Below are 23618 nucleotides of genomic sequence, written 5' to 3'. Positions count from 1 at the left end.
CCATCTAACCGGGCATCTGCTCGCTCAACCGTTCATCTGAACTGTCAGAATTCACAGGTGTGCCCTTTCCCCACTCTGATGCTGAATGGTGCTGGACTTGATCACGATGATCGAGCGATTGACCTTCGGATAAGAGGAATGAGCTATGTCAAAAGATGCTGCGGTAAAGGCAACCGATCTCCTTTTGATCGGAATCAGTGATGACCAGAAGTTCACTGCCGAACTTCAATTGATTGCAGAGTTCAGGCAAGACGGTAAGAGTTTTAACTACCACTTGGATAATTACTGGGCACAGAAGCACCTTGATGCAATCGGGAAAATCGAACTGAAAGTGGGTGATGAACCCAGCAAGGTTTTGACTGAAACGGCAATCACGAATGGTGAGAATCACAAAATTGAAGGTTGTGGTGATGTAATCACTCCCTTTCAAAAGGCTAATCTGGAATTCGTTTTCACCTTCACGTTCTCCCACGGAGCGACTGTCGAAGCGAAAGGGAAAAGAGAGTTGGTGTTTCCATGGCCGTGATGGAAACAGGGCCATCACCTGCCGAAGGTGATGGCCCTTTTTGTTACGCGCCTATCGCAATCGCCCGCTCGTTATCCAGCGTTCGCTCCGCCAGCAGCAATCCCATCTCGCTCAACTGATAGATTGCCATCGCCAGGTGCCGTGGCTTGTCGTCCAGGCTGTCGGCCAGGTCCAGCAACAGAATGCTCACCGAAGAAAAGGTTTCGTAGGTCTGGATGGCGATGGCTTCCGGGTTGATCTCGGGATCGACCTTGAACATCTGCATGCCGCGATCCACCGAGTTGCGCGGCTTTTCGGCCTTGGGGTTGAGGTAGAAGTCGAGGGCCCGGTGGGCCGCGTCGTGGAGTTTCTTTGAATCGATTGAAGCGTAGGGGGAGACCGGATCGGGTTGATCGGTCGGGTCCTTTGGATCGGTGTCCGAAGGGGGATTTGGGACTGGCTTTTTCATTCGCAATTCCTGTTTTTAGAGCCACCACCCGATCGCGACTAAGCAAAAGGGTGGCGGCTGTGAGCAGGTTAGTCGACCGGAGGAATCGCGAAAACCGGTGCGCTCGAGAGCGCCCTGCACACAGCCACCATCGAGTGCGGGGATAGGGAGTACCCGACTTGATGACGCTTATGCACCTTCGCGATACCTCACAGGCGACTAAACCCGGCCGCTGATTGGCAGCGACGGGGATCAAGTTACGGGGCAACGCCAAGGCGCACAAGCCGGCGGATTCTGAGGGATTTGTAGGCAATGGCACAAGGCGCCGTAGCCCGTTGTTACGACTTGCAGGACGCTGCCGGACGGGGCTGTGGGAAAGGTTACCGTTTGTCGGGACTGTCAGATCTGTCAGGTGTGGCTGAAAGGTGGGATGGCTATTAATAACCCAGCGCCGTCTTTGAGTACTTGAACAGTGAGGTCTAGGGTATGGACACAACAGACGATGATGTCAATGACGAACCATTTGCCGAATTGTCTGGAGCACCTCTTTCTGGAAATACCGAGAGCTCATCCGAAGATCCAGATTCACACGCTGATAATTCAGATCCGGCAGTGCCCTTCATTACCGATTCCCCCATTACCGCTCCCGGTCCCAAAGCCTTCATTGCCAGGACAAGGGGGTATCAGGTAATCGGAAGAAACATGGGGATATTCAATTCGATTCAAATGGATTTTCACGGCCCGAACAATGAGTTCCATACGAAGACTGTAAGGGATGCATTCCGATACACCACTGAATTTGACTTGGGAGCGGGGCAACACGAAATCCATTACCGGAAGCATGCCGATAATCAGTGGAAGGAATGGTACAACTCCACTCCTTTCTTTGCCGCAAATCCACCGCTAATCACGACACCACCCGGAACCGTTTTCCCTACAACCACCCCTACGATAACGGGCACCGGGCAGGCCGGTGCAAAGGTCCAGTTGTGGCGCAATGGTATGCCTCATAGCAGCGTGAGTTATGTATCTGGCACAAGTGGTGTGGGAACCTGGTCATTGACGACTTACACTTCGTCCGAGGGGAGTCTTACAGTCTCAGTTCGAGAGGAATACACCGGCTGGGAAGGCCGCATAGAGTCGAGTCCTGTCTCCTTCACAATAACGTTACCGGTCGCGGATCCTTTCATCGATGATCCGAAACCGAATCAAGTCATCACCGTGGCCAATCCAACGATCAGTGGTAGAGGCCAGAATGGCGCAAGTATTGATATCTGGAGGCAAGGTGGTGCTGGCGGGATCTATGGGACGGGCACCGTTCAGGGCACTGGGTGGCGCGTTACCCTGACTAAACCCTTGCCGAACGGCCAATTCATTTTTCATGCCGAGCAGATCACCTCATCGGGGAATAGAAAGTGGTCCACCCCGGTGCCTGTCGAAGTCCGTCTCAAACCCGGCACCCTGCTCATTGCCAATCCTCCAGCCAATTCAATTGTTAACCGTACATTTGATGTCAGCGGGATCGGGGGGGCAGCGGGAGCCGATATCAAGGTTATGCTTGATCTTCAGGACAGGGTGGTCGGCGCCACTCGAGCGCAAGGCGATAGCTGGAGCGCGTCCGTCACTCTCCCGGACGACGTCCCGCCAGGGGAAATCCGCCTCGCTTGCGAGCAAATACTCAACGGTATTCCTTCCGATCGAAGTCTGTATCGCCCGTTCAAACTTAGCCCCCCACAACCCACCAAACTAACGGTACAGGTCGATGCCCAAAGCAAGGTGACCCTCGGAGGTGTCGGACATATCGGCGCGACGTTCCATCTCCACGTCCTGGGCAACATGACGCCTTTCCACTCCTTTACCGTGGCAACTTCGCCCTGGACGGTACTCTTCCCCGATTGGTTGCCGAGTTTTTCGCTGGTCGTCGGCCGACAAAGTGTGCCCGACAGTGCAGGGCAGCCGATCTATTCTGGCTGGACGCCGGAGAGCACCACGGTCGTGGTGCCCGTTCCTCGTCCCACATTGAGTTTTCGCGTCAGCCCGGACGGCATTCCCACCTTCTCCGGTACGGGCAGGAACTGGGCCGGTCAACCGGCTTCCAGGGTAGAGGTTCGGCTGAACTACAATGGCGACGTGATCGTTCCGATCGTCGACGTTCGCGCAGATATGACCTGGTCCAGCACGGCAACCGCACGCTGGGCTCCCGGTACGTATGAGGTTTCGGCTATTCAGCGGTTCGCAGAGCTGCCGTCTCCATGGAGTGTGCCTGTTTTCGTGGTCATCCCCGCCCCCCCTGCCGTTATCGAAAAAGTGACCCCGAACGGCTTGTTTGCAAAGGTCGTTGGCCAATGCTGGCCGGGAGCGGAGCTGACGATCACGTTCGGCGACAATCCTGCCTCCCATCCGGTTGCGGATACGGACAAGGACGGGCAATGGGATTTTCAGCGCCCCGCGGCGTTTCGCCCTGGCACGCACACGGTCACGGTCACGCAGACTTTCGGCGGGCAAACCTCTCATCCGGTGTCCCTGTCCTTCGATATAGCGGTGAAAGTACTAGTGATCACCCCGCCACCCGGTGGGCAAACGGATCATTTGCCGGTATTGCAAGGCATCGGCGGGATCGAAGGTTTCACGATCAGGGTTTTCGATTTCGTGACCCACGAGCAGTTGGGAGAGACGCTCGCAACAGGGGATGACTGGTCGGTGCCGCTCAAGGAACTCGACTACGGATCCCACACCGTTTTCGCCGTACAGGAACTGGGTGGCCTGCAGTCACAACCCAGCACTCCGGTCACCTTTGATGTGGTGTTGTCTGCACCCAGGATTGACTTTCCAAAAACAGGAACATCAGTCCCCCGGACATTCACGGTCGAAGGTTATGCCAGAGCGGGGAAAGGATTCGACCGGACGGAGGTCGAGGTGTACCTCGACGACGCTCCCCATCGTGTTTATCCGAATTTTGCCGACGGGTATTTCAAACAACAATTCACACGGCCATTGGGGCCATGCGTACTGAAAGCCCGGCAGTACTTCAAGGATCAGGAGTCGCCACTCAGCCAGGATGTGCTGGTCACGATCGTTCCCGACAAGGCACTCATTGAAACGCCAGCTATGGGTGAGGCTGTCGGACGGACTGCGACGATCTGCGGGTTCGGATACCCGGAAGATACGGTTGTGGTTGCCTTGCCTGATGGTTCGGAGCTGGGGCAGGCCGCAGTTCAGGGGGACGGAACGTGGTTCTGTCTGGTCGAGCTTCCTGGTACTGGCACCGACCTTTCACTCGTCACCGAGCAGCGCAAGGGTGAGTACCGCTCGGGTTGGTCTGAGCCCTGGCCCGTGCCGCTGCTTGCGGCCCCACCCACTTTTGACGAACCGGGGGAGGGCAAGTGGGAGGGAGCAACGCCCGAATTCGCAGGCGGTGCTCTGGCGGAGTCGCGGGTTGATGTGGTCGCCTGGTACGACGCCGACAAGAAGCATGCCAACGCTCTTGTGACCAACGGAGGACGTTGGGCCGGCGCATCCGAACGAAATCTGCCTGCCGGCCCGCAATGGGCCCGGGCTGTGCAGGTCGTGGATGGAAAACGCTCCATGCCCGCTGACAGCAAACGATTCGAAATAGCGCCATCGGACGAGCCGCCCCGCCGTCATCCAACTCCCGAGTGATCCGACCAATGGTCGCGTCTACTGTCATTTATGACAGTAGACGCCGCCCGCTCAATGACGCCAAATCCTTTGCAGGCACCATGCGAAATACGCCATTCCTTCACTGGAAGCCGTTTCAGACCCAGGAGCATCAACATGAACCGCTCTCCCGCTCAGATCGCTCAGAAGATGTTCACTCAAGCGGTCGGTAAACCCAAACGCTCGTCCACGATGGCACTGACACGTTTTTTCAAGGCGGGGGGATCGGTCGCCGCACTGGCGCAGAAAGGCGTCGACGGGTTGATGCATGACTATGGCCTGAACCGGCAACAGGTCGGCGAGTTCCAGCAGCGCCTCAATGTGCTGTCGACCGTGATATTGCGGCAGTTCATCGAGCACCAGTTGACCACCGCAGATGCCAAGGCTGTTGCGCGTACGGGGCTCAAAAACGGTCCGACTTACTCCTTGTTGTTCAACCCGAATTTTGACGCCTTGTGCCCGCCGGATGCGATCGAAGCCATTCATTCGCCTGCGGCGTATCTGACAGCCCTGTTGCATTGGGCACTGCATCGGCTGGGTGTGACCGATGGCAAGGACTTCCCGTTGGTGGGACGGCGTACAGATCTCGAAAAACTGTTGATTGATGTCAAGGCCGTCCACGGTGCCGTGTCGTCGGTGGAAGTGATCAGCCACGTCATGGAGCGCTTCATCACCGCCACGCTGGGGCCCATTCAAAACCTCGACGAGGCGTTGAGCCAGAAGGCATTTCCCCGTGAACTGCCCTTTCACTGGCCCTGGGTCACGCTCGACCATGTGCTCAAGGGGCATGGCGAATCGGTGGGCAGCATAGTGCGTCTGTGCGATTTGCAGTATCCGTACTTTCTTCGTTCGGCACCGTGGAGCGACAAGTCGGATGACGCCCTCGTTCAAGCTACACGGTTGAGTCCATCACAGCGGACAATCCTGACCGAGGCGCCGCATTTTCCAGACGGGGCGGACGAGTTCTATCTGAAATACCTTGGTCTGAAGGATATTTCGGTTGGCAATCTGAGGCTCGTCTCCGTTTTCAATGAACGAATGAAACTGGATACGCCGGCGCTTGAGGCATTGCTTTCGATTGAAGGTTTTACTCCCTTCCTGTCCGAAAATGCGCCGCGCTCCCCGATAGGCGCAGGCCCATACCCTATAACAGGCGGGGATCATGGGTCTGTTTTCATACATGAGAGAAAGTTTCCGCCCATTAGCATCGTAAAAAACGGCGTGGATCTGCTTAACCGTTTGGAGCATATGGATCCCGACCGGGTTGACCGTGCCAATCGTATAGTGCGACTGACGGACTGGTTGCGGTTGGCCAGTCACGAGACCGATCGACTGATCGTTGCGGCAATGCTCGCTGAAGTGCCCCCACCTACCCCCTCTCGCTACTGGATCACAGCCAATACGCTGCGAGCTCTCGGCCTGTTCCAGGCACTGCGAGAGGTCTTTGGATGCACCGCAGAAGACTTCGCCGCCTTTATCGGGCCGCTTTCCGTTTTCGGGCGCGGCACGGAGCGTGCCCAATACGATCGGATTTTCAACAGTGGTGCCACGGGTTCTCGTCCTTTGGTACTTGATGACCGATCCTTCCCGGTGATTCCCGTGACCGCTGCCGACCTGCTTACGGTCAAGCAATTGTGCGCTGGCCTGGGCACTGATACGGAAACCTATTTTTACCTCGCCAACCTGATTGCCGCCGCTCACGGTCTGACTCAGCTCGAATGCAGCTTGACGATCGTGTCCAGCTTTTATCGCATGGTCAGGCTGCCCCGGCTACTGGGGGTCACTCCGATCGAGGCGGTCCTGTTGTTGAACCTTAAGGGAGGTCAGGTCTGGGTGAACACGCTGGCCGGCGTGCCGCAGATCAACAACCGACAATCAGCTGATACACCGGACGTATTGAGTGTGATCCATGCCTTGATGGATGGCGTGCAATGGGCTCAGAGCGTGCAGTTACCGGTGCACTGGGTGGTGCAACAAGCGACAGTCTGGCCACCGAACCGGCCCGATGAAAGACAGCTCACACTGTTCGATCAGTGGCGTCGGCAGGTCCCGGTGGCTCAGGTGACGGAAGATGTACTGAAAATGGCCGGTATCGAGCCCTTGTCGAACAATCGCCAGTGGCTACGGGCGTTGGCGGCGCTGGTGGACGAGCAGGGCCTGATTCGTGATTTTGTTGAATCAACGGATCAGACCTACGAAGCCCATGCCAGGGAAATGACGGAGCGGGCTGTGGTGTCTGAGACGGGACGTCTCGATACAGGTCTGGTGGAGCTGATTCTGGCGGTCGTGCTGCGTTGCCGCGCCAGTCAGAACAATATGGTGCAGGAGGGGTTGGCGGCGTATGGCGGTCTGAAGCCGGAGCTGGTTCTGCAGGTGCTTCGCTGGTCCGGCGCCAATGTGCATTTCGTATTGGCTCGGGTGCTCGCGTCGCCGGAAACTTTCGGGGACAGCGGGACTGTGCTGCGGCGGGAAGATTCTCCGAGCGATCCTGTTCTCCAGGCGTTGGCCGAGTTCTCGAGACGCAGCGCCGTGGTCGCGAGACTGGAGCTCAGCGGTGAATTCCTGACTTACTTCATCGCGACCGGGTATCGCCAATGGTTCGGTCTGAATTCGATCGACGTATTCGACCTTTCAACACTGTATTACCTGACAGTCTACAAACGTGCCCTGGGCATGAGCGATCAGCCGGAAACGAGGCTGGTTGACTATTTGCGCCGCATTAGCGCGTTGCCGGCCAACCTGAACAACCACGGTCTTGAGCTGGTTCAGGAGCGTGCCGCGAAGTGGCTCGCCGAGCTGTTCAACTGGAGCGTGGATGAAGTACGCATCTGCGCCGCCCATGTGAACCCGTCGAAAGGCTTGGTCGTGACCCTGCAACAGCTTGATGTGCTGATCCGCATTCGTTTGTTGGCCAAAAAGACCGGTCAGAGTGCCAGGACACTCCTCGAGCTCGGAAAGCTGCCACCGGACAGCGAATATGCCGAATATGATCACGCCGCAGACCTTGTCAGAGCCAGCCTGACGACCACCACCGAAGCGACTTATGCAGACGACGTCATGGCCGTGGGGCTGGACGTGATCGTGGGCTGGACGACGGTACCCGATCCCGTCAGGTTGATCGCCAACAAACCGGGCGAATTTGCCGAATTTACCATCACGGTAAAGAACCGCGAAGGTCAGGCGCGATTGAACGTCAATGTTCATTGCGCCACCACGCTGGGCCGGTTTGAAACTTCAATGATCACCACCGACATCAACGGCACGGCGACGGTGAAATTTTTCCCGGGCAGCCGGATGGGTAGCGTCACTCCCGTTTTCTGGCTGGATCTGGGTGAGGAAACGGCCGCACCGAGCATAGAGATCGGGCCTGATATGGCCACACTCCATTTGAGATCCCAAAACCCTTTTCCTGTGCCCGACAGCACAGTGCTGATCGGAACGCCGGTGACCTACCGCGCCGTCGTCCAGGACGACTACGACAACCCCATCACAGGCGCATCGGTGACCTGGAAACTCGATCCGCTGCCTCAGGGGGAGATCAAGACTGTCACTGACCGACTGGGGCGCACCGAGGTGACGTTCACCAGTGCCGAGGCGGTCACCGTGAAGGTTAAAGCGACCGCAGAAAACGCAACGTCCGTCACGTTCCGGGACGTGAAGTTTGTCGAACCCCTTCCTTTGCGCCGGCGAGAGCCGGCGCCCCGCAAGCAACGCAAACAGTGAAAGGAGACGGTGATGCTCAACAAAACTTCAGGTGAGCTGTCCGCCCTGCGTCGCAATGCGTTGATTGATTTCTGTCTTCACGCAAAGCATGACAAGGCCGGTCATCCTTTTCCGATGAATACCCAATCGGCGGATGACCTCTGGGAATGGCTGCGCTCCGACCCGCTGGACAGCGACGAGATTGAAACCTCGTGGGTGGCGGAGGCCGTGAGCTGTTTGCAGGCCTACATTCATGCGGTGTTCCAGAAGCTCGAACCGGGGTATGACGGGCGGGAATTCGATCCCGACCTACTGCAAGAGTGGGAGCTCGCGGGCAGTTACGGGCCGTGGTCGGCAAGTATGCTGCTGAAGTGCACACCTGAGGATTACATCACGCCTTATGTGCGCATCCGTAAAACCGACTTGTTCAGGGCGCTCGAGAGTCATGTGAATCAGACCTCGATCACTGATGAGTCGGTGCTCAAGGGTACGCAGCGCTACCTGCGCAGCTTTGAAGAAACCTGCAATCTGAATGTCCTGACCGGTTATCTGGACGGAGCCAATCCGTTGAACACGCGTTATTACCTGGTGGGCAGGCAACGCGTTGCACCTTATGGCTGGTTCTGGCGTGAGGCCAATATCGAACTCGCGGTCGACTCGCCATCGGTCAACCCGACGGCCTGGCGAGAATGGAAACCTGCCGACATTCCCACTGATGACACGGTGCTGGACTGTCGGATGGTCTTTTGGGAAGGTCGGGCATGTATGGTCTGGGTCCAATGGCGCCCGGGCGTTTTCGATAACGCAGGTGAGCTGCAAAGCCTCCATGAGCTTGAGGTCATGGTGGCGTTCATCGCGCTGGACGACAGTTGGTCACCGCCCATTCGCTTGCATCTGCTGCAGACGGACAAAGACGTATCGAAGGATTGCCGGTTGGTCGCGGTGATTTTGCGCGACGAGATCGATACCTCGTATCCCAAGGGCAGGCTGGCGGTGCATGTGACCAATGCCCAGCCCAAACTCGCTACGTCGTCAGCGCTGTCTGTCGCGATCTATGAAACCCGTGACTCGCTGTTTCGCAAAGTGAAGGATGAAACGGCGGTCATGGATTACCTGGCCAGTCACTTGTTTGTCGAGCACCGTACGCTTCAGCAAAAAATGCGGCCACAGTTGTTTCCGGCCGTTGACAGCCGGATCTCCAAGCCCGGCACGCTGGCCGAGTACCTGGGGATCAAGGCTTATATCGTGCGTAACAGCCCTACTGAGCACTCGCTCTGGGTTCAGGGGTATTGTGCTCATGTCTCACGTGGCGATGGTACGAACGTTGAGTTCACGCTGACAGTCGAATCCACCACCGGTGAGGACCCGGATCCAGTTACTGCCAGTTACTCGAGTTCCGGCGGATGGGCAACGAAATGGCTGGAAATCACGCGGTCGGCGTTCAACAGCAGCACGATCACCGTGAAGCTAACAGGCGCCGCAAACAACGGTGAGCGAGCCCTCGTCCTGACGGTCCCCGCCACGCTCGGTGATCATGGACCTCTGCCGTACATCCATGACACCGATGCGCAGGGAGCCCAGTTTCTGGCCTTCAATCAGCCGACAGACGTTTTGAAGTTGAAATACGTCCGGCTCAATACATTGATCGGCCACGAACTGGTGCTGCGTTCCAGTGTATCGATCGGGGCGTTGCTGGACTGGGCGACGCAGTTTCCGAAGGAGCCGCCTTTGCCCGATGGACCGGCCGAGCCGAACGGTCCGTTCGATGGCGCCAACGGTCTGTTTTTCTGGGAGCTGTTTTTTCACTTGCCGCATCTGATTGCCGCCCGACTGCGTGACGAGAACCGTTTTGAAGCGGCCCAGCGCTGGCTGCATTTCATATTCAATCCGCAGTCGCCCGCGAAACCGGCGCAGGGTGATACTTCGGCAAGACCGCAATACTGGCACTGCCGGCCTCTGGACGTGGGAAAACCCGACATCTGCTGTTGCTATGAAGTCTTTGCACCGGGGGATCCGGATGCCATCGCTTATTCATCGCCCTGGCATTACAAGGTCGTGATTTTCCTCGACTACGTGAACAACCTCATCGCCTGGGGCGACTGGCTCTATCGACAGATGACGCGAGACAGCCTGACGGCCGCCAAACTGCAGTATGTCCGGGCCCGATCGCTGATGGGCGCGAGGCCGGATACCCGTAGCGTCAATCGCTGGGTTGCAAAAGAACTCGGTGAGCTCGTGGGAGAGATGCAGACCCGGACGGCCCTCGCGGATTTTGAAAAGACACTGCTGCTGCAAGAGGAAAGTTTGCCGGTCAGGGCTGAGCGTACTCAGCATTTGGGTGTCTACGGCACGTCTTCTTTCAAGATCCCGGTCAGTCCGCGTTTGCTGAGGTTCTTTGACCTGCCTCACCAGCGAATCGACAACATCCGTCATGGTCGGACAATCGACGGCAAGCTTGCCTCCATTCCTCGTTTTACCGCCATGGATCCAAGTAAGTTGTTGAGCCGCCTGGCAGCCGGTAACGCAGGACCGGTGCGACCGATGGGCGGACAGTTGCGAGTGGCGGTCTATCGCTGGAACGTACTGTTCGATGCAGCGTTGCAGATGGTGCAGCACTTGCAGGAGCTGGGTTACGAAGTACAGCGTCTGCTTGAACATCAGGATCGTGTCCAGCAGGAGACGTTGCAGCAACGCCATTTGACTGAGCTGGGCGAATTCGCTCGTCGGGCACAGGAAGAATCCATTGCACGTGAGGTCGAGAGCCTGACGGCGCTGCAGCACAGCAGAACCATGGCCGAAGAGCGTGAGGTGCACTACTCCGATCTGTACGACAAGCACATTTCTCCCGATGAGTTCAAAGTCATGGAGCATGTTGAAGCAGCTTCGGGCTTCGTTGCTCGGGCCACTGGCTTTCAACTGGGGGCGGCGGTCATCCATGCGTTCCCCAACATCTTCGGATTGGCCAATGGCGGTCATCAGCCAGGTCATCTTGTAAGCGCCGTGGGGTTTGGTTTTCAGATCGCTGCAGACGTGCAGCGCGCCAATGCCGATAAGACGGCCACCTCCGAAAGCTATCGTCGTCGCCGAGAGGAATGGCGGTTTCTGCGTAATCAGGCCACTGCTGAAAAGAATGCGATCAGTGCCCAGATTGCGGGCCAGGAACGGGCCATCAATGCCGCAAGGATCAATCTGGAACACACCCTTGCCGCGAATGACCAGGCGCTCAAACTGTTCGAGTTCCTGCAGGCCCGGGCGACCAATCTGGAGCTTTACCAGTGGTTGATGGGGCAACTGCAGACCTTGCACTTTCAGGCGTATGACGCCGCTGTTGCTCTGTGCCTGAGCGCCCAGACAGCCTTACGAGCGGAAACCTGTGAGTTCGATGCCTATCAACTGGACACCGATGTCTGGCGTGACCAGCGGCGCGGCTTGACGGCTGGCGCGACATTGCAGGCCGGTCTGTTGCGAATGCGCTCGGAGTATCTGCAACGCCGGGAGCGACGCCAGGAGATCGTCAAGACCGTATCGCTGCAACGGCTGTTCGATGATCCGGCAACCCGGCCAAAGGGTTTGGACAACTGGGCTGCTGCGCTGAAGCACTTGCGGGAGGAGGGCGCGCTGGATTTCGAGCTGATTCAGCTGCTGTTCGATCGCGACTACCACGATCATTACTGCCGCCAGATTTCTCGCGTTGAAGTCAGTCTGCCGGTGCTTACCGGGCCCTTCGAAAATGTGGTGGCGAATCTGATACAGGTTGGCAGTTATATCGCCACAAAACCGTCGAACGAGTCTTTGGAATATCTGCACTCCGGTGAGGGCGTTGCGCCTGTCGATGTGCTGATCAACCTGAGCAGCGGGCAACAGGTTTCCCTGTCCTCCGGTCTGGACGACACGGGCATTGTCTCTCTCAGAGCTGACGAAGGCATGACGCTGCCGTTTGAAAACACCGGTGCCGTTTCGCGCTGGCGGATCGTATTTCCTTGGCATGTGAAGCAACAGCCAATGCTGTTATCGCTGACCGATATCGTGATCAAGGTGTTTTACACCGCCAAGGTCGGGGATCTGGCTTTTTCCAGAAAAGTACAGGAACTGGTGAACGAGGCTGAGCGCAAGGTCGAGGGAGCGCAATCATGAGCGAGAGAGACATCGACACGGATCACAACTTCGTGAAGAACGGCGGCATGACTGAGGGCTATGACCACTGGGAAGATGTGGCCAATCCGGGCGGTGTCGGTATCCGGGACGATAAATGGGGAGAAGGCTTCGTATCGTTCATGACGCTGACCCACCGCGCGGCGGTTCGGCAAAGGATGATCGTGCCGATCGGACAGCAGGCGGAGGCCCGTTATAGCCTGCGTTTTCTTTACGAGAACACTTACCCTTCATCGGCCGGGCTAGTGGTGGTCAATAAAAGGGGCAGTCTGGAAAAGTTTGAAATCGAATTGCCGGCGAAGGCTGGGGGGCAGGATGCCGATCCTTTGGCGCTCGATCTGACCGAGATGCGCAAGGATTTGCCGGACAGCCTGGGTTTACAGGCGGGTGATGAGCTGGAGATCAATATGAGCAGCCCGGCAAGGGCTGTGAGTGAACCCGCCTCTGTGGAAATTCGTCTGACCGGGATAGAAATAAAGCTGAATCTTCCGGCGCTGGCGTTGAAGGCAGTCATCAATGATGGCAAACGCTTCGATGCAGCCAACGGATTGCCCATCTGCCTGGGCGCTACCGGGGATCAACGTCACAGGGTTTCGTTTGAGGTTGATCCGCAGAGTGTCTGGAATAACCTTGAGGCCAGCCTGTGGCTTGAAGATAACCCGCAGGAGGCCATTACCGCCAAGCCCGAGTTGGGACAATCTCAGCTCATTGGTCTGGACTGGCTGCTGGATTGTCCGGAGCCGTCAGGCAAAGAACCTTATGAGCTGAAGGCGAAGATTTATAGCAAATACTCGGCGACACCGTATTCACTGTTGGTTTCCTGGGGGCATCACCTCTTGGAGCTGATCGCGCTCAAACAGGCCGAGACGTACCCGGTCATCGAGTACAACCAATCGGTGGAAATGGAGGTTCAGGTCAGATCCTCCTATAACCACGCACCGGTAGCGAGTGAGGTGGTCTGGCGAGAGGATGATGGCGCTGGGGCGGTTCTGCACCGGGCACCCACCGATGCTCAGGGCCGGGCAAAGTACTTGTATACGCCAACCATCGAGGGGGTGAGGAGGGTTATCGCTTCGGTTGTCAGTCCTTTGTCCAACAATGGCGTAGCGACGCGTGCATTCGAGGTTCGGGCGTTCGCTATTGATCCATTCAAAACCTTGCAGGCTCGGTTCGATGACGGTGCACCGGCCGTCTGGGGGGTGAAGACCCGCTACCCGGAACGCGGTGAGCGTTTTCTCGTCAATCTGGACATACCTGCGGGGCATTCTCTGAGCGCCGCCGAGTTTTTCCTGAACTGGGCAGGTGGTGACTCTCCAGAGGACGTCGGAGCAACCGCTCAACCGAACTTCGGGGCTGATGCAAGTGTAGTTGGCGGTACAGTCCTCTGGACAACGAACTTCGAGGACAAGCGCGACGGCCTGTTTGACTGGGTCCTCGGTTGTTCCAGGTTGCAGCATTTATCGCCAGGCAATGCCCTGTCACTGGCTTACAACAGAATCGAGATCGGCGAGACCTGGGGACCGAACAAATCGCCGGTGGTGGACGAGCGCGACGTCGTTACGTGCATGGTGAAAGTGCAAAGGAGTGATGGACAACCGGTCAGCAACGCAGAAGTGGAGTTTGTGACACCAACCGGTACGGTCAAGTCCTTCACGGGTGTGGATGGCTGGGGGAGTGTGGATCACTCGCCGGCCGGTGACGGTGATTACGTCATCGTCGCGCGGGTACAGCGCCACGAAGACGCGCCTGTGGATGAACATTCATTCGCCGTCAAGGCATTGCCCAGCAGCGCATGGAAAGGGCAGGTCAACTTTTCTTTGGACGGGAAACCGGTCGATCGGGTGATTCAGGGCGTGATCTGCCGACGTGGCAGTGTGCACAAGCTGCGTATTGATCCTGCTGCGGGCAGCAGCTTTATCGGCAAACCGATTGCACTGGACTGGAATGGGAATACACCGCCTTTGCCGGGGTTTCAGCTGAGTCCGGCAGCCGGTGTTGCCCGGGTGATGAGCACTCCCGGTCTGGAGTGGAACATCAGCTCAGGCTCTGACATAAGTGGGTTTTCGACCCTGGCGTTCAGCAGTTCTCATTTGCCGGAAAAGCGCGAGTTTCCATTGCGGCTGCTGGCTGTCGATCTCGCCGATGAAGCCCGTGCGATGCTTGATCATGTTTCGGCTGAGCAGGGTAAAGGCATCCTGTATCCCTGCCATTGGGCTATCCACCGATATGCTTTTATGCCAAAGGGGGTCAGTGCGTTGCACGGGTTGTCGGTGAAGACCACCGTATCACCCATGCCCCCCGGTCTTATAATCACCCCATCATTGCCAACCGATGTTGTCATGACAGCGGGGGGCGCATGTCGGGAAATGGACTTTTCCGATAGCTCGGTCAATGCCGAGATGACGTTGACCGAGACCGTCATGATCGGTGATGAGCCGCTGACGGCGCAGACTCAATTGAAGCTGGGTCATTACAAACTCAAGATTCTGGCCACGCGCGATCCTGCCTTTGATCCCGTCATGAGCAAGGACGAGCGTGCCCGAGTCGAGTTTCGCTTGGGCTCGGCGTTCAATGATCAGCCGGTCAAGGGGGCAGAAATCGCGGTGCGGACCGGGAGTGCCGGGCCGGTTTCCTTACGGACAGACGCCGATGGCTGGGCACGGCACGATGTTCTGCCGAATCAGGCCGGGATAAGCCCCATTACTGGTGTTGCTTCGAATCCTTACGATGGGTCAACGGCGGAAGGCGGGTCGCAGCTCAATGCCCTGGCAACGGATCCCTGGCTGGATCTGGATGTTTCCGTGAGCACTTCACAGCGGTATGCGTGGGCAACCAAGGCGTTGTTTCCGAGACGCGATGAGGCCTTCGGTTTCCGTCTTTTTGCGAGGAATGGCAGCCCCTTGCTTGATCAAAAGTTAGCGCTGGGTCTGGTTAATCCCGGCCGGAGTGAGGTCGGGCTCGAATTCAATCGGGTGTTGGGTGAATTCCACGCGTTGGATGAGCAGGGGCTGGATTTTGAGTTCACGGATGGAGATGTGAAGGACGCCAGTGTGTCTTTGCAGTTGGCTGCCTCTCGCTTGCTGGAACGATCTCCTGTTCAGCACCTGTCTCTGGGTAGTCGAGCCTTTGTCGCCCGGATTACCTCGACCAGTAGTGTTCTTGACGTCGTTGATTGGGGAGCAACAGTGAACGCTGAAGTCGCCGTAACCCATGCGTTGACCGGAAAGGCCATGAGAGGTTTACCGATCCGGTGGGAGTTGTCGGAGCAGGAAACGAGGGTGACTTTCACCAACTATCGGGGTGTCGCCCGGATCAGCTTTGTTCCCGAAGTAGCAGGGCCCGGTATCATCACCGCTACGGTTGAGGGCGGCGCTGATTCGGCGTCAGTCAACTTTCCTTATTCAATGAGCGAACCGTGCCGGATTGAAGAGTTGGTCGTTGATGTGCCGAGCGGAAATCCCGGGCAAAAAGTGTCGGCGTATGTTTTCGTGGTTTCGGCTCTCAGCGGGAAGGCACTGTCAGGGATCGAGGTGGGCTGGCGGCAGGGCAAACAAACATTACCTTCGACATTCACCGATGCTCAAGGCAAGGCAACGATCGAGTTCTGGATGGTGCCAGGTGAAACCCGATTGATCGCATCGGTTCGAAGCGGTCTGGCCGGAAGCAATGTGAAGTCGCTGATACTGTCAGCCCCGCCGGATGAGTTGGCCGTTGCGGAGCTGACCAGTGACAGAACCAGATTCTGGCTGGGTGAAACCATGACGGCACAAGCCCGAGTGCTCTATGAGCAACACGGTGGAATTGCACCCGGTGTACCGGTGGTTTGGCGCTTTCCGAATTTGCAATCGCGCACGTCCATGACCAATGAAAACGGGCTGGCGAAGGTTGAGGTGACTGCTGCGTTTGTTGGCTTGCATCAGTTGGCTGCCTATGTCAGGGAAGGTCCCACCGGATCGAAGACTCTGGGTTATGAGGTTCTGGATCCACTTGATTCTCCTGATCATGCGGATATCCAATCTGTGACGGCTTCGATCAGTCCGGTGCCCGTTAACACATACACCACAATGACCGCGCTGATCGTGGCAACGAAGTCCGGACAACCGATGGCGAACAGGAAAATCTTCGTTTCCAGAAATGGGCAGGCAAGCCAGGAAACAAGCACTGACAGTCAGGGCAAGTACTCGCATTCCTGGTCGCCGACTTCAACCTCCGAGCACGTTTCTCTTCGGGTCACCCTGGAAAATCCCGGTGGTGGTTCGGTCGGCGGGTATGTGATTGTGCCTGTTGTGGAGCGTTGATTCGGCAGTCACAAGGCTTCGCTTTTTTTCCAGGCCAGATATCGCGTCACCAACTCGGCGCCCAGTTCCGAGGGCAGGGCATTGATGATCGGTACTCCATGAGTCCTCAACTGCTCATGGAGTCTTGCCGTGCCGTTCAAGTAATCCACCGTTGCACAATAGGCCAGCGCATCCGTCAGCGATTGAACCGGAGTCAGCCGCACGTCTTCGAGTCTTTCTTCGTACAGGCTTGCAATCAGTACACGGTGTTGCTTGCCCAGTTGAGTCATGGCGCTCAGCAGTTCTTCATCGCCCTCATCCCGCACATTCGTCACCAGCACCACGAGCGCCCGACGCTTCTGTCTGGCCAGTAACTGATTCACCGCCGCCGGATAATCCGCCGAACACTGCGTGCTATCCAGATCATAAACACCGTTGAGCAGCACCTTGAGCTGCCCCTCACCTTTGATCGGTGCGATAAACCGCGGCTGATCACTGGCAAAGGTGGACAATCCCACCGCATCCCCCTGCCGCAACGCCACATAACTCAACAGCAGACAGGCATTGAGCGCATGATCAAAGTGCGACAGTTCCCCATCCTGACTGCGCATCTGCCGTCCGCAGTCGAGCATGAAAACGATCTGCTGATCCCGTTCGTCTTCGTACTCCCGGGCAATCGGCGTGCGATGGCGGGCGGTGGCTTTCCAGTCGATCTGGCGCAGGCTGTCGCCTTCGCGAAATTCCCGCAGTTGATGGAACTCCATACCCTGGCCTCTGCGTTGGCGCTGACGTACGCCGAGCTGGCTGAGCCAGTTGTCCACCGCCAGCAATTGGCCGCCGTAGAGGCGGGCGAAGTCGGGATAGACGCGGGTGTGGTCGGTGATGTTCAGCAGGCGTTTGCCGGACCACAGGCCGAAGGGGCTGGGCAGGTTGAGTTCGCAGGTGTCGAAGGTGAAGTGGCCGCGTTTGAGCGGACGCAGGCGATAGCCGATCAGGCTGCGCTGGCCGGGTTGTAGCTCGGTGTCGAGTGGCAGGTTTTCGAAACTCAGGCCATCGGGTACGTGATCGAAAATTTGAATGGCCAGTGGTTGGTCGAAATCATGTTCGACTTCCAGCCGGATTTCGCTCCAGCGACCGAGGGCCAGGCTGCCGGGCATCTGTCGTTGCACGCGGGGCGAGGGCAGGCGCTTGAGGCGCAGCGCGTCCAGCAGGCTCAGCGCGAACAGCGCCAGCAACAATCCCCAGTTGATCGACAGCAGGCTCGATGGCACCTCGACGTCCAGCGCCTGCAACGCGCCCAGCACAATACCGATGGCCAGCAGGATCGCCAGCCAGATCAACAGCAGGCGCGAGGGTTTCACAGGCGCGGCGCCGGTACTTGGTCGAGCAGTTGCTGTAGGACTTGATCGACTTGCAGCCCTTCGATGTCCAGCTCCGGCGCAAGGCGTACGCGATGGCGCAACACCGCCAGTGCGCAGCCCTTGATGTCGTCGGGAATCACGAATTCGCCGCCGCGCAACAGGGCCCGGGCGCGGGCGCAGCGCACCAGTGCAATGGAGGCTCGTGGCCCGGCGCCGAGGCTCAGGCCCGGCCAGGTGCGGGTGCTGCGGGCCAGACGCACGGCGTAATCGAGCACCTGCTCGTCCAGCGGCAGATCGCTGGCAATGCGTTGCAGGGCTTGCACGTCCTTGGCCTGCAACACGGTGCGCAGCGGTTGCACGTCGAGCATGTCGGCGCGGGTCGAGCGGCTGACCTGACGCACCATGTCCAGCTCCTGATCGGCATCCGGATAATCCATGCGCACCTTGAGCATGAAGCGGTCGAGTTCGGCTTCCGGCAGCGGATAGGTGCCTTCCTGTTCGATCGGGTTTTGCGTGGCGAGCACCATGAACGGTTGAGCAATCGGCAGGGCCCGGCCCTCAAGGGTGACCTGACGTTCCTGCATCGCTTCGAGCAATGCGGCTTGCGTCTTGGCCGGGGCGCGGTTGATCTCGTCGGCCAGCAGCAGGTGGGTGAACAACGGGCCTTTGCGCAGTTTGAACTGCTCGGTCTGCAGGTCGTAGACCGCGTGGCCGGTGACGTCGCTGGGCATCAGATCCGGGGTGAACTGGATGCGCGCGAACTCGCCGCCGAAGCATTTGGCCAGCGCGCGTACCAGCAGGGTTTTGCCGAGGCCGGGAACCCCTTCGAGCAGCACGTGACCGCCGGCGATCAGCGCGGTCAGCACGTCGTCGATCACCGGATTCTGGCCGATCAGCGCCTTCTGCAATTCGCCGCGTATCGCTTGGGCCAACTGACTGGCTCGGTGGCGTTGCTGGGCCGCGTGGCTGGGCGAGCCGGGTTCGATGTGTTCGGTCATAGCGAGTTCCTCAAGGCTTGCAGGTGGGCGACCTGACGGCAGAATTCGGCGCTGGACATACGCCGCTTCGGTGCCGGGCTCAGGGCCTGGCTGATGGCGCGGGTCGGCTGGCGGGTCAGGCGCGACAGGGCCAGCCATTGTTCGGCGACGTTCAGTTGGTCGAAACCAGGGTGACGGTGACGGGCGCGGCGCAGGACGTCCTGCTGCAACGCTTGCAGCAAGGTCTGTTGGCCGTTGTGGCGCAGGATGAAGTCGGCACTGGCGCGCAGGTGTTCCATCAACTGTCGACGACCACTCGGAGCCGGCGCCTGCACCGGGCCGTGACGCACGCCGACATGCCACAGCCACAGACCGATCAGCGCGAGCAGGGCGACGATGGCTTGCGGGAAATAGTGCCAGAGCAGGGTCAGCAGACCGTCGTGTTCGGTGTTGTACAACAAGGTCACGGCGGTGTCGGCGCTGAGGTACCAGAGCAGCCAGGCATTGTCGTGCTGCGCAATCGCCGGGGTTTTCCACAGATCGGCATCGGTGACCACGGTGATCGTGCCGAGGCCGAACGCCAGTTGCATCATGTGCGTGGCCTTCGCGCTGTTGGCCCAGGCCTGGGCGAGGTTTTTCGGGTCGTCGAGATGGAACGCGGTGTCGAACCCGGCGTAGGCAGGGGCGTCTTCGTCTTCCAGATAGAGCTTGGTCAGGTTGGGCCAGGGATCTTCGGCGGCATCCGGTGGCGGATCCTTGAGATCCTTGGTGAAGGATTGATGCAGTTGCACGCGGTCGAGCAGCAGGTCGTTGCTCTGGCCGGTCTTTTCATCCCAGATCGATTCGGCGACGAACACCAGCCTTCCGCCGGCCCGGACCCAGTTCAGAACCTGATCGACCTGACGCGGAGTCATTTTCGAGCGGTCGTTGAACATCAGCAGCGTGTGCTGGCGCGGATCGATGTCGGGCAACACGGCGAGGCTTTCGGCATGACTGACGTCGATCCCGCGTTCGCGCAGAAACATCTCCGCCGCCAGATAAGGATTGGCTTGCGCAGCGGGGGACGGGCCGTGATCGACTTCGGTCTGGTAAGGCGTGGCCTTGAGGAACAGATAAATGCCCAGCGCACCAAGCAGGACGACGATCAGCGCGCCGCCCAAAAGCCAGAGCGCGCGCCGGTTCAACGGGCGACTCCGTGGCCAAACAGGGTGCGCCAGCCGTCACACAGTTCCTGTTGCAGATGCGCCGCCGGTACGCGGTGCCCGTAGGCCATGTTCTGCCAGTGGCCGGTGAGGTGACGGCTATAAGTGAGCAGATCCGGACGCTGCAACTGTTCGATCCGGGCCAGCACTTCGCTCTCGGTGTCGGCGGGTTTCAGGGTCAGGTTGAAGTCGTGCAATAGATGACTGAGCAGTGCCCGGTACAGCAGGCCCAGTGCCGCGCGGGGCTCGGTTTGCCAGAGCTGTTCCGCGTGGCTGGCGATGTCATCGGGCAAGGTTTCCTTTTGCAGATCCAGACCGAAGGCCTGTTGCGGCAAGGGCCTTTTGTTCGCTTCGGGCAAGCGCGGACGGCGGCCGACGAACGCTTGCAGAAAATCCCGATAACGCCAGAGCAGCCAGCCGAGCCCGGCGATCACCGCGCCCCACAGCACGACTTCGAACGCCTTGGCCACACCGTCGAGGTGTCGGCCGTCCAGCCAGTCGAGCAGGGTTTTCAACCATTGCGGAGCTTCGCCTTCCCTGGGTTTTTCGGCAGTCGCGGGATCTTCGCCGAAGCGATAACGGGTGACGGTTTCCTTGTTCTTGAACGGCGGTTGTTCGAGCAAGGCCTTGATGCTGTTGCGGGACGCCTCGCTGGTCAGTGGCTGATTCAACAGACGCGGTGCATCTGGAGAAGTGGCGGGGTCGGCGGCCCAGGCTGAGGGCACGCCCGGCAACAGCAGACACACCACCAGCAGCAAGCCGAGCGCGCTGCTGTTCAAACGCTGGCGCAAGCGGCGGAACACCAGCTCGATGTCCCAGGCTTCGAGGACGGTGCGGCGGTTCAGATACAGACTGAACCCGCAGGCGACATACACCGGTTCCCAGATCACCAGGATCAGTGCATAGAACGCATTGGTCAGATGCTCCAGCCAGCGCCATTCGTAGTCGGCCGCGAAGATCAGGCTTTGCCAGTCCCAATCGGTTTCGACCTGTTGTGGCAGCAGCAGATAGAACAACACCATCAGGCCGATCCACAGCGCCGTTTCCAGATGCACGCCGATGATCGTCAGCCACTGGGCCGCGCCGGCATTGCGTTGCAGCAGCACTTGTAGACGCTGCTGGCGAGCGGTGCCCTCGAGGCCTTCGAGTTGCAGCACGGGCAGCAGGAAGCTGCGGCTCAGGCTGAACCGGCGCCAGGTCAGGCTGGCGATGAGTTGTGGCTTGAGCAGGCGCGGCCATTGGCGCAAGGCCTGCTTCAACGTGGGCGTTTCGCCGAACAGCGCCTTGGACAGGATGTACAGCGGCAAGCGTTCGTAGGCCGGTTTCAGCCACCAGAATATGAAGATGGCGAGTGAAGGGGAGTCCCACAACAATAGGCTGAGTACTGCGAACAGCGGCAGGGTGACGATGGCCCAACTGGTCATCAGCAGGCGCCGATGTTGCTGGCTCATGAGTACGCCCAGGTCCATGGCTTCCCAGGTGGTGCGCGGACGGATCGCCACGGTCGCGTCACTCAGGCGCATGGCGGGTCCTTCCGGCGAACAGCAGATAGATCGCCACGCAGAGCCAGAGCCCGGCGCCGACCAGGTATTTGGTCTGCGGCGAAACCCCGGTGCGCGACGACCAGTAGGCTTCGATAAACGCGGCGATCAACAGCAACAGCATCACGCCGCAGATCAGCAGTACGCTCTGGCGCGCGACGTGTCTCAAGGCCTCGCCTCGTTTCAGGCGACCTGGCGCGATTAATGCCCAACCCAGCTTCAGTCCCGCCGCCCCGGCCAGGACAATCGCGCTGAGTTCAAATGCGCCGTGGCCGATCACAAAAGGCCAGAAGGTCTGACCGAAGCCGATTTCACTCAGGTGCCCGGCCACCGCACCGATGGTCAGACCGTTGTAGAACAGGAAGAACGCACTGCCCAGACCCAGCAGTAAACCGCTGGCGAAGGTCTGAAAGGCGATACCTGTGTTGTGCATGATGTAGTAGCCAAACATCACCCAGTTTTCACTGGTGGCGCGCTCGGCGGAGCGCCCGAGGTGGCCGGCGACCGGATCGTACATGCCCTGCATCTCGCGCACTTGCTCGGCGGGGATCATGTTGTAGATCAATTCGGGATTCAGATACACCAGTACCCCGAAACCGGCCAGACTGCCGAAAAACAGTAGCCCGGCCACCAGCACGAAAGGCCATTGTGCACGTACCAGCCGGGGGAATCCGGCGAGGATGAAGCTCAGCAGGCTGGCACCGAGCTGTCGGCGGTGGCGGTAAAGCTGTTGATGGCCGCGCAGCACCAACTGTTGCAAGGAGTCGACCAGAAAACTGCTGTAACCACGTTCCTGCGCCAGCGCCAGATGCTGGCAGATTCGGCGATAGGCCTTGGGAAATTCCGCGACCTGCGAGGTGTCCTTGCCACGTTCAAGTCGTTCGAGAGCGAGAGTGAAACGCTCCCATTCGGCCTTGTGGCGGGTTTCAAAAAGGCTTTGCTTCATGTCGGCCCCAACAGGCCGCGGGCGATGCCGTTGAGTTCACCGACGGCTTTTGGCGCGCTGATGTGCAGCGGCTGAGCGAGCAATGCAGCAAGTTCGTTGACCCGCGCCGTCGACAGTTCGCCCTGACGTTCGGCGAAGGCGAGCAGGGCACGTTGCTCGGTGAGGGTCAGCGGGATCGGTGAGCGGCGGGGTTCGGCATCGGGCAATTGCGGACGCTTGAGCGGGCGTTCGCTGTAGATCACCAGCGTGCCGGCAGCGATGTCGCCGAGGCGTTTGAAGGTCGGGTGTTGCAGGCAACTGATGGCGCCAAGGAAATAGCCGAACGGCATCAGGTCAACGAAACGCAGCAGATTGCGCAGCAAGGATGCCGACCAGCCGACCGGCGTGCCATCGTCGTGTACCACCCGCAGGCCCATCCATTGCTTGCCCGGCGAACGGCCCTGACGCAACACTTCGAACAGCACCATGTACCACCAGCTCACCGCAAACAGCAGCAGCGACCCCAGGCCAATGCCGAGTTTGCCGAGCAACGCCAGCACCATGAGCAGCAGGCCCAGGATCAGCCCGCGCAACCCCAGATCGATGGTGAACGCCACGGCACGCACCATCAGGCCGGCGGGACGCAGCGGCAAGTCGACGCCTTCCGGCGTTTCGACCTGATGCCGCGTGTCCAGTGGCGGGGCCAGCGGTGCTTTCCTTGGCGGTGCTGTGGTCTCGAACATGGGCTACCTGATGTTGCCGGATCGGGATGCAAGTGCGTCCGATGCTAGCAGTCTCTCGGGGGGAAACGACATAACTATGTCATACACATCGTTCAACCAAAGGTGAC

12 protein-coding genes are annotated in these 23618 nt (G+C 58.8%); 5 read left to right on the top strand and 7 right to left on the bottom strand.

Annotated features, from left to right (window positions below; genetic code table 11):
- Positions 1-145 precede the first annotated feature (145 nt).
- The gene (locus KJY40_RS23900; protein ID WP_230733158.1) at positions 146-526 is read left to right on the top strand and encodes a hypothetical protein; all 381 of its coding nucleotides are present in this window, start codon (positions 146-148) and stop codon (positions 524-526) included.
- A gap of 43 nt (positions 527-569) precedes the next feature.
- Here KJY40_RS23900 and KJY40_RS23895 read toward each other — a convergent pair whose 3' ends face one another.
- Positions 570-974, bottom strand: coding sequence for a DUF6124 family protein (locus KJY40_RS23895; protein ID WP_230733157.1), 405 nt, complete (start codon positions 972-974; stop codon positions 570-572).
- Between the two features lie 465 nt (positions 975-1439).
- Between KJY40_RS23895 and KJY40_RS23890 the strand changes: the two genes are divergently transcribed.
- From KJY40_RS23890 to KJY40_RS23875, 4 genes are all read left to right on the top strand, one after another.
- On the top strand, positions 1440-4613 hold the full coding sequence (locus KJY40_RS23890) for an Ig-like domain-containing protein (protein ID WP_230733156.1): 3174 nt from the start codon (positions 1440-1442) through the stop codon (positions 4611-4613).
- A gap of 135 nt (positions 4614-4748) precedes the next feature.
- Positions 4749-8354: a Tc toxin subunit A gene (locus KJY40_RS23885; RefSeq protein WP_230733155.1), complete on the top strand. Its 3606-nt coding sequence runs from the start codon at positions 4749-4751 to the stop codon at positions 8352-8354.
- A 12-nt stretch (positions 8355-8366) separates the two neighbouring features.
- Positions 8367-12467 (top strand): Tc toxin subunit A-related protein, encoded by a 4101-nt coding sequence (locus tag KJY40_RS23880; protein ID WP_230733154.1) that lies wholly within the window; start codon positions 8367-8369, stop codon positions 12465-12467.
- On the top strand, positions 12464-16783 hold the full coding sequence (locus tag KJY40_RS23875; protein ID WP_230733152.1) for a hypothetical protein: 4320 nt from the start codon (positions 12464-12466) through the stop codon (positions 16781-16783). The genes KJY40_RS23880 and KJY40_RS23875 overlap by 4 nt, the downstream gene beginning before the upstream one ends.
- 8 nt (positions 16784-16791) lie before the next feature.
- Here KJY40_RS23875 and KJY40_RS23870 read toward each other — a convergent pair whose 3' ends face one another.
- The 6 genes from KJY40_RS23870 to KJY40_RS23845 are packed head-to-tail and all read right to left on the bottom strand — an operon-like array spanning position 16792 to position 23511.
- Positions 16792-18123 carry a DUF58 domain-containing protein gene (locus tag KJY40_RS23870; protein ID WP_230733150.1) on the bottom strand — a complete coding sequence of 444 codons (1332 nt, stop codon included), beginning with the start codon at positions 18121-18123 and terminating at the stop codon, positions 16792-16794.
- Positions 18120-19121, bottom strand: a complete 1002-nt coding sequence (locus KJY40_RS23865; RefSeq protein WP_230733149.1) for an AAA family ATPase — start codon at positions 19119-19121, stop codon at positions 18120-18122. The genes KJY40_RS23870 and KJY40_RS23865 overlap by 4 nt, the downstream gene beginning before the upstream one ends.
- Entirely contained in the window at positions 19118-20284 is a 1167-nt protein-coding gene (locus tag KJY40_RS23860) for a DUF4350 domain-containing protein (RefSeq protein WP_230733148.1), read from the bottom strand. Before KJY40_RS23860 ends, KJY40_RS23865 begins: the two co-directional genes overlap by 4 nt.
- Positions 20281-21825: a DUF4129 domain-containing protein gene (locus KJY40_RS23855; protein WP_230733147.1), complete on the bottom strand. Its 1545-nt coding sequence runs from the start codon at positions 21823-21825 to the stop codon at positions 20281-20283. Before KJY40_RS23855 ends, KJY40_RS23860 begins: the two co-directional genes overlap by 4 nt.
- Positions 21812-22789, bottom strand: a complete 978-nt coding sequence (locus KJY40_RS23850) for a stage II sporulation protein M (RefSeq protein ID WP_230733146.1) — start codon at positions 22787-22789, stop codon at positions 21812-21814. The genes KJY40_RS23855 and KJY40_RS23850 overlap by 14 nt, the downstream gene beginning before the upstream one ends.
- Positions 22786-23511 (bottom strand): RDD family protein, encoded by a 726-nt coding sequence (locus KJY40_RS23845; protein ID WP_230733145.1) that lies wholly within the window; start codon positions 23509-23511, stop codon positions 22786-22788. The genes KJY40_RS23850 and KJY40_RS23845 overlap by 4 nt, the downstream gene beginning before the upstream one ends.
- Between the last annotated feature and the right edge of the window lie 107 nt (positions 23512-23618).

The sequence above is a fragment of the Pseudomonas fitomaticsae genome, assembly GCF_021018765.1.
Taxonomy (GTDB): domain Bacteria; phylum Pseudomonadota; class Gammaproteobacteria; order Pseudomonadales; family Pseudomonadaceae; genus Aquipseudomonas; species Aquipseudomonas fitomaticsae.
Note: the sequence above shows the minus strand (reverse complement) of the source record. Positions and strands in the feature narration are given on the sequence as shown.

Bases quoted from the DNA above. Each gene is read 5' to 3' on its own strand.
- KJY40_RS23900 (WP_230733158.1), top strand. From the start codon at position 146: ATGTCAAAAGATGCTGCGGTAAAGGCAACCGATCTCCTTTTGATCGGA.
- KJY40_RS23895 (WP_230733157.1), bottom strand. From the start codon at position 974: ATGAAAAAGCCAGTCCCAAATCCCCCTTCGGACACCGATCCAAAGGAC.
- KJY40_RS23890 (WP_230733156.1), top strand. From the start codon at position 1,440: ATGGACACAACAGACGATGATGTCAATGACGAACCATTTGCCGAATTG.
- KJY40_RS23885 (WP_230733155.1), top strand. From the start codon at position 4,749: ATGAACCGCTCTCCCGCTCAGATCGCTCAGAAGATGTTCACTCAAGCG.
- KJY40_RS23880 (WP_230733154.1), top strand. From the start codon at position 8,367: ATGCTCAACAAAACTTCAGGTGAGCTGTCCGCCCTGCGTCGCAATGCG.
- KJY40_RS23875 (WP_230733152.1), top strand. From the start codon at position 12,464: ATGAGCGAGAGAGACATCGACACGGATCACAACTTCGTGAAGAACGGC.
- KJY40_RS23865 (WP_230733149.1), bottom strand. From the start codon at position 19,121: ATGACCGAACACATCGAACCCGGCTCGCCCAGCCACGCGGCCCAGCAA.
- KJY40_RS23855 (WP_230733147.1), bottom strand. From the start codon at position 21,825: ATGCGCCTGAGTGACGCGACCGTGGCGATCCGTCCGCGCACCACCTGG.
- KJY40_RS23850 (WP_230733146.1), bottom strand. From the start codon at position 22,789: ATGAAGCAAAGCCTTTTTGAAACCCGCCACAAGGCCGAATGGGAGCGT.
- KJY40_RS23845 (WP_230733145.1), bottom strand. From the start codon at position 23,511: ATGTTCGAGACCACAGCACCGCCAAGGAAAGCACCGCTGGCCCCGCCA.